We start from the raw sequence: 9530 nt of genomic DNA on the forward strand, positions 1-9530 counted from the left end.
GCCCGGCAAACGCAAGCTGTGCCGAGAACCGTTGGCGTACATCGTAGCTCGATCAATCTCGTTCAGCGGCGATCGTGCCCGCGTCCACCGCGGCGACCAGTTCGGCGTGATCGGCCTCGGTGCGGTCGGCGTAGCGCACGGCGAAGGCGGCCACCGATTCCTCGAATCGGTCGTCGTCGTCGTCGGTTTCCAGATAGCCCGCCAGCGCGCGCGGGTCGAGCGAGCGGGCGTGTGCCCGGGCCAGCAGCGCGCCGGCCAGCCGCCCGTAGTCGTCGAGATCGTCGGCGGACAGGGTCGCCGGGTCGATACTGCCCTTGAGATTGCGGAACTGGCGCACGATGAACGGCAGCGACTCGTCGAGTTCGATCGTCGTCCAGCCCAGCAGGATATCGGTCTCGGACTGCACCGTCCGGGCGCCGACCACGATCCGCTCGCCCTCGTGGCGGGGCGTGGTCGGGGGCAGGAACGGGGCGAGCGCGGACGGGCGTGCCTGCTTGACCTGCAACACCACCGCCTCGCCGTCGTTGCCGTGCAGCAGCGCCACGTAACTGTGCAGGCCGACGCTGCCGGTGCCGACGATGCGGAACGCGACATCGGAGACCGTGAACCGGGAAAGGAGATTGCGCCGCGACTCCCGGATGGTGCTCGCGTACTGCTGCAGGCCGTCGATCACGGCTTCCGATATCGGCGCGTCGACCGAGGTGAGTACGGGCGGGTCGCTGACGAAACGGTGCTTGCGGATATCGGTCTCGTGGTCGTCGAGGTGCTCGGTCCACTTCGCCACCACCTTGGCGCTGGTGTTCTTGCGGGCCTTCTTCGCGGCCTTCTTGAAGTCGTCGAGGAGGTCTTCGGCCTTCGCGCTGGTCAGGATCGACTCGTCGGGCAATGCCGTCCAGGACTGCATGAACGGCATCTCGGCCAGTTCGGCGGCGGTGCGGCGGTAGGAACGCGCGGCATCGCATGCGGCGCGCAGGCAATCGTCGGAGTCGACGCCGCCTTCGCGTCCGGCCAGCACGAGACTCGCCGCCAGCCGCTCCAGATCCCACTCCCAGGGACCCATGACGGTTTCGTCGAAGTCATTGATATCCATCACGATTTCGCCACGTTGTGTGCCGTAGAGGCCGAAGTTGGCGGCGTGCGCGTCACCGCAGATCTGCGCGGCCAGACCGCTGTCCGGTCCGGCGGCGAGATCGGCCGCCATCAATCCCGCGGCGCCGCGGAAGAAGGTGAACGGCGAGGCGGTCATCCGCCCGATCCGCAGCGGAATCAGGTGCTCGAGCCGACCACGATTGCTGGCATCGATGAACTCGCGCACCGTCGGCCGGTCATGGTTCTGCGCCGCACGGTCGCGCTCGGTGACAGGCACCCGCTGCCTGGCGGCGCGGCCACGTTCGCGGGCATCCTCGGCGGAGATGTAGGAGCGCAGATCAATACCACTGTCGGACACAACTGCCCAGGTTAGCCGGTCGCCGCGCGTCGGGCACGCCACGCTCGACACGAAGCGGCATCGACGGCGTTTCGGCGTGGCCGGATGGCGCCGGACGGGGTCGGTGCGGTAAGCAGGGGCGTGGCAACCGAATCGGGAACGCCGGGCACGCACGACACCGAAACCGGTGGCGTGTTCAGCGACCGCATCCTGACCGTGCCCAATGTCTTGAGTCTGCTCCGGCTGATCGGTATCCCACTGTTCCTGTGGTTGTTGCTGGTCCGCCATGCCGACGGCTGGGCGTTCGCGCTGATGATCGCCAGCGGGTTCACTGATTTCCTCGACGGCAAACTCGCCAGGTTGCTCGACCAGTCCTCGCGTCTTGGCGCTCTGCTCGACCCGCTCGTCGACCGGCTGTACCTCGTCACCACCTTGGTGGCGTTCGTCGCACGCGGCCTGCTGCCGTGGTGGATCGCGGTGATCTTGATCGCACGCGATCTGGTGCTCACCGCGACGCTCTCGGTGTACAAGCGGCGCGATCTCCCCGCGCCGGAAGTGATCTACCTGGGCAAAGCCGCGACCTTCGCGCTGATGTCGGCGCTGCCGTGGATGCTGACCGGGGAGATGGACTGGGCGGGGGCGAGTTTCGGGTGGGCCTTCGGCTGGGCACTGCTGATCTGGGGTACTGCACTCTACGTCTGGACCGGGGTGCTCTACGCGGGGCTGGCGGTCGCGGTCGCGCGATCGATACCGCCTGTGCCGCACCGTGGGAGCTAGTCGATACTGTTGCGTGCAACGTCGACGATGAAAGGACGTCCTGTGACCCGGACCCCTGAGGAACTGCGCTACACCGAAGAGCACGAATGGGTGCGGCGGACCAGCCCCACGGCGGTCCGTGTCGGCATCACCGATTACGCCCAGTCACAGCTGGGTGACGTCGTGTTCGTCCAACTGCCCGATGTCGACAAGGATGTGACCGTCGGCGACAGCATCGCCGAGGTCGAGTCGACCAAGAGCGTGTCCGACATCTACGCTCCGCTCAGCGGCAAAGTCGTTGCGGTGAACGAGGATCTGGTGCAAACGCCGGAAACCCTCAACACCGATCCGTATGACGCGGGCTGGTTGTTCGAGCTCGCGTTCGACGACGAGGCAACCCTGGATTCCGCCCTCGGTGAACTGCTGGATGCAGCGGGTTACCAAGGAGTTATCGGGGGCTGACTCAGCCTTCACAGTTCTCCCTGCACGGGCACGCCCCGGCAGGGTACGGTCAAAGCCAAGCGGATACGTCGGGGAATCGACGCCGGGATCTTTTCCTGGCGATGTGATCGCGCCGGTCGTGTCGCCGAATACAGCACCTGCTTGCATGGATAATCAGGTTCGAGGAGGAGAGAAACGGTGAGCGAGAACAGGGACCCGGGTTACGGGGAAACCGCGGCCGAGACGACGTCGGTCTTCCGCGCGGACTTCCTCAACGAGGTCGACGCGTCGCGCTCCGCAGAGCCGACCGGCGAACAGCCGGTTCAGGGCGTTGAAGGCCTGCCTGCCGGCGCGGCCCTCCTGGTGGTCAAGCGTGGCCCGAACGCGGGCTCGCGTTTCCTGCTGGATCAGCCGACCACGTCGGCAGGCCGCCACCCCGACAGTGACATCTTTCTCGACGACGTCACCGTCAGCCGTCGGCATGCCGAGTTCCGTCAGGACGACGACTCGTTTCAGGTCGTCGATGTGGGCAGCCTCAACGGCACCTACGTCAACCGGGAGCCGGTGGACTCCTCGGAGCTGCAGAACGGCGACGAGGTCCAGATCGGCAAGTTCCGGCTGGTCTTCCTGACCGGTCCGCGCACGCAGGCGAACGAGTCGGCGTCGGGCGCGGGGTCGCGATGACCCCAACGGTACTGGTGTCCGTGAAGGGCTTGATGCTCGCGAAGGACGCAGTGCTGTGACAGGGGCGGCGCAGTGGGCGCGCGGAGGAATGTCGATCGGCTCCGTGCTCGACCTGCTGCGACCAGATTTTCCTGACATCACCATCTCCAAGATCCGGTTCCTCGAATCCGAGGGCCTGATCCGGCCGGAACGGACACCGTCGGGATACCGGCGGTTCTCCGTGGCCGACTACGAACGGCTGCGTTTCGTGCTGACCGCGCAACGCGATCAGTATCTGCCGTTGAAGGTGATCAAGGAGCAGTTGGAAGCGATCGACAGTGGTGCGGCGACGCTGGGCGTGCGTGAAGCGCGCGCCCGCGCGCACTCCCACCACGGGTCCACGGAGGCCGGGCACACTGTGTCCGGCTCCGGGGACGCCGACATCGAGGCGGGCCAGGCTCCACCGCGCCGCCTCGGAGTCGTTCCCGGTGCGATCACGCCCGAGGAACTGCGCGTCGACGTCGGCGTTCGGCTCACCAGGGCAGACCTGCTGGCCAAGGCTGATATCGACGACCGTTTCCTCGATGATCTGCTGCGTGCGGGACTCATCGTCGCCGGTGCGGGCGGATTCTTCGAGTCCGACGCGGTGACGCTCGCCCACGCCGCGAAGGCGATGGCCGAATTCGGCCTGGAGGCACGTCATCTACGTGCCTTCAAACTCGCCGCCGACCGCGAGGCGGCCCTGATCGCGCAGATCGCCGCGCCCATCGCGAAGAGCCGCGATGCCGATGCGCGCGCCCGCGCCGAGGAGACCGTCCGCGAACTCGCGGCGTTATCGCTGAACCTGCACGCCGCGCTGGTGAAAGCCGCGGTGCGCACGGCCCTCGGCGGCTGACACACCCGGCCCGATGATCAGGTATCACCCCGGCTACACACCGATTTCGGCTCGAACGTCTCTCTTGCGCGCCCCAGAATTCGCCTAGACTCGTTGATACGGCGAGCTGTGCAGCTGTCGTGCCGGCCGGCGGCCGAGTATGGGAGGCAGGACTTACTCATGAGCGAGATGCGTGTCATCGGCATCCGTGTCGAGCAGCCACAGAACCAGCCCGTGCTGCTGCTGCGGGAGGCGTCGGGGGAGCGGTATCTGCCGATCTGGATCGGGCAGGCCGAGGCCACCGCGATCGTGCTCGAGCAGGAGGGGGTCACGCCGATCCGTCCGCTCACTCACGATCTGATCAAGATTCTGATCACCGATCTGGGACACACTCTCAAGGAAGTGCGGATCGTGGATCTGCAGGAGGGCACCTTCTATGCCGATCTGGTCTTCGACGGCGACCTGCGGGTCTCGGCCCGACCCTCGGATTCGGTGGCGATCGCCCTGCGCGTCGGGTGCCCGATCTACGCGGAGGAACCGGTGCTCGCCGAGGCGGGTCTGGTGATGCCCGACGAGCGCGAAGACGAGGTGGAGAAGTTCAAGGAGTTCCTCGAGTCGGTGTCTCCTGACGACTTCAAGGCGACCGACAGCTGAGCCAAGGTTTTAACCTGAAGTAGAGGTCGAGGGAATCGCTGGTCCAGGTGCTTGGTGTGACAACACCGCAGGTCCGACAATGGCAGGAGTAACCTCGAAAGTCGGGCAACAACCGTCGTGACTCCGACCCGAGAACGTCGGCAGAAGGAGCGATCAGTGGAAGAACAAACGCAGGATGTCGTACAGCCTGGCTTGTTCCCGGACGACTCGGTTCCGGATGATCTGGTCGGCTACCGGGTGCCGAGCGCGTGTCAGGTCGCCGGTATCACCTACCGTCAGCTCGACTACTGGGCCCGCACCGGGCTGGTCGTGCCGTCGATCCGTGGTGCGGCGGGTTCGGGCAGTCAGCGGCTGTACTCGTTCAAGGACATCCTTGTCCTCAAGATCGTGAAGCGACTGCTGGACGCGGGCATCTCTTTACAGAACATCCGGATCGCCGTCGATCACCTGCGCAGTCGTGGCGTGGGCGATCTGGCCGGGATCACGCTGTTCTCGGATGGAACCTCGGTGTACGAGTGCACCTCGCCCGAGGAGGTAGTCGATTTACTGCAGGGCGGGCAGGGCGTCTTCGGCATCGCCGTCGGCGGTGCCATGCGTGAGCTCACCGGCGCGATCGCCGATTTCCCGGCGGAGCGGGCCACCGCGATCACCGACCGCCCGGAGGACGAACTCTCCTTCCGCCGAAAGGTGAGGGAGAACCGCAAGACCGGATAGGTGTGAGGTGATCTCGTTCGGACATGGGTAACTCGCCGGGGACGAGCTAGCGCGACTGGCGGATGACCGGCGGCCGCGTCGCGGACCGGCCTCGCACCAGAGTCTGGCCTGAATTCGCGGGGAGGCGGGACTGATCTAGACTTGATACCGCGTCGCCGCCGTGCGGGAGAGTCCTCGGTTCGTGAGAATCGGGGCGCCGAAGGAGCAGCACCTCCCCGTCAATCTCTCAGGCAACAGGGACCGCACGGTGATTCGACGCCTCTGGAAAGCGGTGGCATCCGGCTGCCCGCCCACGGGGAAAGGGGCACGGTCCACCGACCGGGTTTCCGAATCTCTCAGGCGCACAGACAGAGGGGGAGGGCTGGTACCCGTCGACCACGAGGTCGACCCGCCCGACCTGGAGCTGCCGTGACCCGTTCGTTCGCCGACCGCCACATCGGACCCGATTCCGGCGAACTCGCCCGGATCCTCGCGACCATCGGCGTCGAGTCCATCGACGCACTCGCGACCACGGCGCTGCCCGCCACGATCCTCGACGAGTCCGGCCTCGGCGCCCTGCCCGCGCCCGCCTCCGAGCACGAGGTGCTGGAGGAACTGGCCGCGCTGGCGCAGGCGAACACCGTCGCCACCTCGATGATCGGGCTCGGCTACTACGACACCCTCACCCCGCCGGTGCTGGTGCGCAACTTGCTCGAGAATCCCGCCTGGTACACCGCCTACACCCCGTACCAGCCCGAGATCAGCCAGGGCAGGCTCGAGGCGCTGCTCAACTTCCAGACCATGGTGTCGGACCTGACCGGCATGGACGTCGCGAACGCCTCCATGCTCGACGAGGCCACCGCCGCGGCCGAGGCGATGACGCTGCTGCGCCGCGCGGGCAAGTCCAAGTCGAACCGGCTGCTCATCGACACCGATCTGTTCCCGCAGACCAAGACCATCATCGGCACCAGGGCCGAGCCGCTCGGCATCGAGATCGTCGAGACCGACCTGTCCACCGGTGCGCTGCCCGAGGGTGAGTTCTTCGGTGTGATCGTGCAGACCCCGGGCGCGTCGGGGCGCATCGTCGACTGGACCTCGCTGTTCGCGGCCGCCCATGAGCGTGGCGCGCTGGTCGCCGCCGGCGCCGATCTGCTCGCGATGACGCTGAGCACCCCGCCCGGTGAACAGGGCGCGGATGTCTGCTTCGGCACCACCCAGCGCTTCGGTGTGCCGATGGGCTTCGGCGGCCCGCACGCCGGGTACCTGGCCGTGCGCACCGCCTTCGCTCGCCAGCTGCCCGGCCGCCTGGTCGGCGTGTCCGTCGACGCCGACGGTGCCCCCGCCTACCGCCTCGCGCTGCAGACCCGTGAGCAGCACATCCGCCGCGAGAAGGCCACCTCCAACATCTGTACCGCCCAGGTCCTGCTGGCCATCGTCGCCGCCATGTACGCGAGCTACCACGGTGCCAACGGGCTTCGTGCCATCGCGCGCCGGGTGCACGCCCACGCCGCCGCTGTCGCGTCCGGTCTCGGTGGGGCCGTCGTGCACGGCACCTTCTTCGACACCGTGCTCGCGCACGTGCCCAGTGGTGCGGAAGCCGTTGTCGCCAAGGCGAAGTCGCAGGGCATCAACCTGCGCCTGGTCGACGCCGACCACGTCGCCATCGCCTGTGACGAGGCCACCACCGACGCCCACGTCGCCGCCGTCGTCGAATCCTTCGGCACCGCACTGACTCCCGACGCGGGCGCGGGCGCCGAGCCCACCTCGATCGAGACCCGCACCTCCGACTACCTGACCCACCCGGCGTTCACCCGCCACCACACCGAGACCGCCATGCTGCGCTACCTGCGCGCGCTCTCGGACAAGGACATCGCGCTGGACCGCAGCATGATTCCGCTGGGTTCGTGCACGATGAAGCTCAACGCGACCGCCGAGATGGAGCCCATCACCTGGCCCGGCTTCGCCCGCCTGCACCCTTTCGCGCCCACCGAGGACACCCCGGGCATCCGCAAGCTGATCACCGACCTCGAGGGCTGGCTGGCCGACATCACCGGCTACGACGCGGTGAGCCTGCAGCCCAACGCCGGTAGCCAGGGCGAGTACGCGGGTCTGCTCGCCATTCGCCGCTACCACCTCGATCGTGGCGACGACCACCGCGACACCTGCCTGATCCCCTCCAGCGCGCACGGCACCAACGCGGCCTCGGCGGCCATGGTCGGCATGCGCGTGGAGGTGGTGAAGTGCCGCGCGAACGGTGACGTCGACCTCGACGACCTGCGCGCCAAGATCGCCGACCATGCCGACCGCCTGGCCTGCATCATGATCACCTACCCGTCCACCCACGGCGTCTACGAGCACGAGGTCGCCGAGCTGTGCGCACTCGTGCACGACGCGGGTGGTCAGGTGTACGTCGACGGCGCGAACCTCAATGCCCTTGTCGGCCTTGCCCGTCCGGGCCGGTTCGGCGGCGACGTGAGCCACCTGAACCTGCACAAGACCTTCTGTATCCCGCACGGCGGCGGCGGTCCCGGCGTCGGCCCGGTCGCGGTGGGCGCGCACCTGGCCGAGTACCTGCCCGGTGACCCCCTCGAAGCCGGCTCGCACGCGGTCTCGGCGGCCAATTACGGTTCCGCCTCGATCCTGCCGATCACCTGGGCCTACATCCGCATGATGGGCGCCGAGGGCCTGCGCGCGGCGACCCTGACCGCGATCGCGTCGGCCAACTACATCGCCCGCCGCCTCGACGCCTACTTCCCGGTGCTCTACACCGGCGAGAACGGCATGGTCGCCCACGAGTGCATCCTGGATCTGCGCGAGATCACCAAGCAGACCGGCGTCACCGTCGACGATGTGGCAAAGCGCTTGGCCGACTACGGCTTCCACGCGCCGACCATGAGCTTCCCGGTGGCGGGGACCCTGATGGTGGAGCCCACCGAGAGCGAGAACCTCGAGGAGATCGACGAGTTCATCGCCGCCATGATCGCCATCCGTGGCGAGATCGATCAGGTCGGCGCGGGCGTGTGGCCGGTGACCGACAATCCGCTGCGCGGAGCGCCGCACACCGCGGCCAGCCTGGTCGCCGAATGGGACCACCCGTACAGCCGGGAGACCGCGGTGTATCCGCGCGGCATCGGCCACGCCCGCCCGAAGGTGTGGCCGTCGGTGCGGCGCATCGACGGTGCGTTCGGTGACCGGAACCTGGTGTGCTCGTGCCCGCCGTTGGACGCGTACGAAGACTGATCACCGCAGCCTGACGACGGGCCCCGCCGAACTGATCGGCGGGGCCCGTCGTTATCGGTACCGGCCTGTGACGCCAGGTGACGCTGCGATCGCGACAGGGTTGCCGACAGCGAATTCTTGACGCCCGTATTGTTGGCGTGTCACATACTGGACGTCTCGTTCATGGAGTGGTCGGTGCATGCCGGGTATTTTCTGACCGAAAGGTCATTCCGGCGAAATAGTCAAGCCCCCATAATTGGTGGGAATTAATGCGGATATCCGCCTACGCGACACGCGCGACATCAGGATGTTCAGCACGAATCCCGATGCCCGGCCTGATCTTGGTAATCCGTCGAGTGTCGATGGTCGGCGTATCCTAAATTTCAGAGATTCGGTCGCTTGATCAGTTGATGCCGAACGGTTGCCGAATCAGCCGCTCATGCATGGAATCTGCCTTATGTCGGCGACGTGTGGAAGCGGCATGCGGAGATATGATTGCGCTGGTGACAGTGCGAAATTGCGTGCTTGATCCAGCAACCTGGGCGGTCTTCGAAGTATTGGTCTCGCGCGGAATGCCTGAATTCGCGGTAGACCTGAGTTGAATTGTTACTAGGACGCTCCCCGAAAATCGAGTGCCAGGTGTTTGCTGTCAGGCTAATGTCAGCGAAAGGTTTCGAGCACGAATCAACGGGGTACCGCACCTCGCGGGATCTTGGATCGGTGTTCGCCGAGACCGATATCGGTCCTGAAAACGGCAAGGGGATTACGCATGGCTGCTCGGCAGTAATGGACCCGCATTCGGCG

General features: G+C 66.6%; 8 protein-coding genes and 1 riboswitch. Of the genes, 7 read left to right on the forward strand and 1 reads right to left on the reverse strand.

Annotation, left to right across the window (positions count from 1 at the left end; genetic code table 11):
• Positions 1-52: 52 nt before the first annotated feature.
• Positions 53-1447, reverse strand: coding sequence for a DUF2252 domain-containing protein (locus ACQHI0_RS09760; protein WP_427907606.1), 1395 nt, complete (start codon positions 1445-1447; stop codon positions 53-55).
• Between the two features lie 120 nt (positions 1448-1567).
• On the opposite strand from ACQHI0_RS09760, the gene ACQHI0_RS09765 reads away from it, so the two are divergent.
• The 7 genes from ACQHI0_RS09765 (at position 1568) to gcvP (ending at position 8747) form a co-directional block, all read left to right on the forward strand.
• Positions 1568-2203 carry a CDP-alcohol phosphatidyltransferase family protein gene (locus tag ACQHI0_RS09765; RefSeq protein ID WP_427907607.1) on the forward strand — a complete coding sequence of 212 codons (636 nt, stop codon included), beginning with the start codon at positions 1568-1570 and terminating at the stop codon, positions 2201-2203.
• Positions 2204-2230: 27 nt separating this feature from the next.
• A complete protein-coding gene (gene gcvH / locus ACQHI0_RS09770) occupies positions 2231-2644 on the forward strand; it encodes a glycine cleavage system protein GcvH (RefSeq protein WP_427907608.1) in 414 nt (137 codons plus the stop codon).
• Positions 2645-2821: 177 nt separating this feature from the next.
• Positions 2822-3307: an oxoglutarate dehydrogenase inhibitor Odhl gene (gene odhI / locus ACQHI0_RS09775; RefSeq protein ID WP_101462719.1), complete on the forward strand. Its 486-nt coding sequence runs from the start codon at positions 2822-2824 to the stop codon at positions 3305-3307.
• 88 nt (positions 3308-3395) lie between these two features.
• Entirely contained in the window at positions 3396-4181 is a 786-nt protein-coding gene (locus ACQHI0_RS09780) for a MerR family transcriptional regulator (protein WP_427907609.1), read from the forward strand.
• A gap of 159 nt (positions 4182-4340) precedes the next feature.
• Positions 4341-4814: a bifunctional nuclease family protein gene (locus ACQHI0_RS09785; protein WP_056817654.1), complete on the forward strand. Its 474-nt coding sequence runs from the start codon at positions 4341-4343 to the stop codon at positions 4812-4814.
• A gap of 156 nt (positions 4815-4970) precedes the next feature.
• Positions 4971-5528: a MerR family transcriptional regulator gene (locus ACQHI0_RS09790; protein WP_131816826.1), complete on the forward strand. Its 558-nt coding sequence runs from the start codon at positions 4971-4973 to the stop codon at positions 5526-5528.
• Between the two features lie 153 nt (positions 5529-5681).
• Positions 5682-5781: riboswitch (glycine riboswitch) on the forward strand.
• A gap of 155 nt (positions 5782-5936) precedes the next feature.
• Positions 5937-8747 (forward strand): aminomethyl-transferring glycine dehydrogenase, encoded by a 2811-nt coding sequence (gene gcvP, locus ACQHI0_RS09795; protein WP_427907610.1) that lies wholly within the window; start codon positions 5937-5939, stop codon positions 8745-8747.
• Positions 8748-9530: the final 783 nt, after the last annotated feature.

The sequence above is a fragment of the Nocardia sp. FBN12 genome (assembly GCF_050320175.1).
In the GTDB taxonomy this organism is placed as follows: domain Bacteria; phylum Actinomycetota; class Actinomycetes; order Mycobacteriales; family Mycobacteriaceae; genus Nocardia.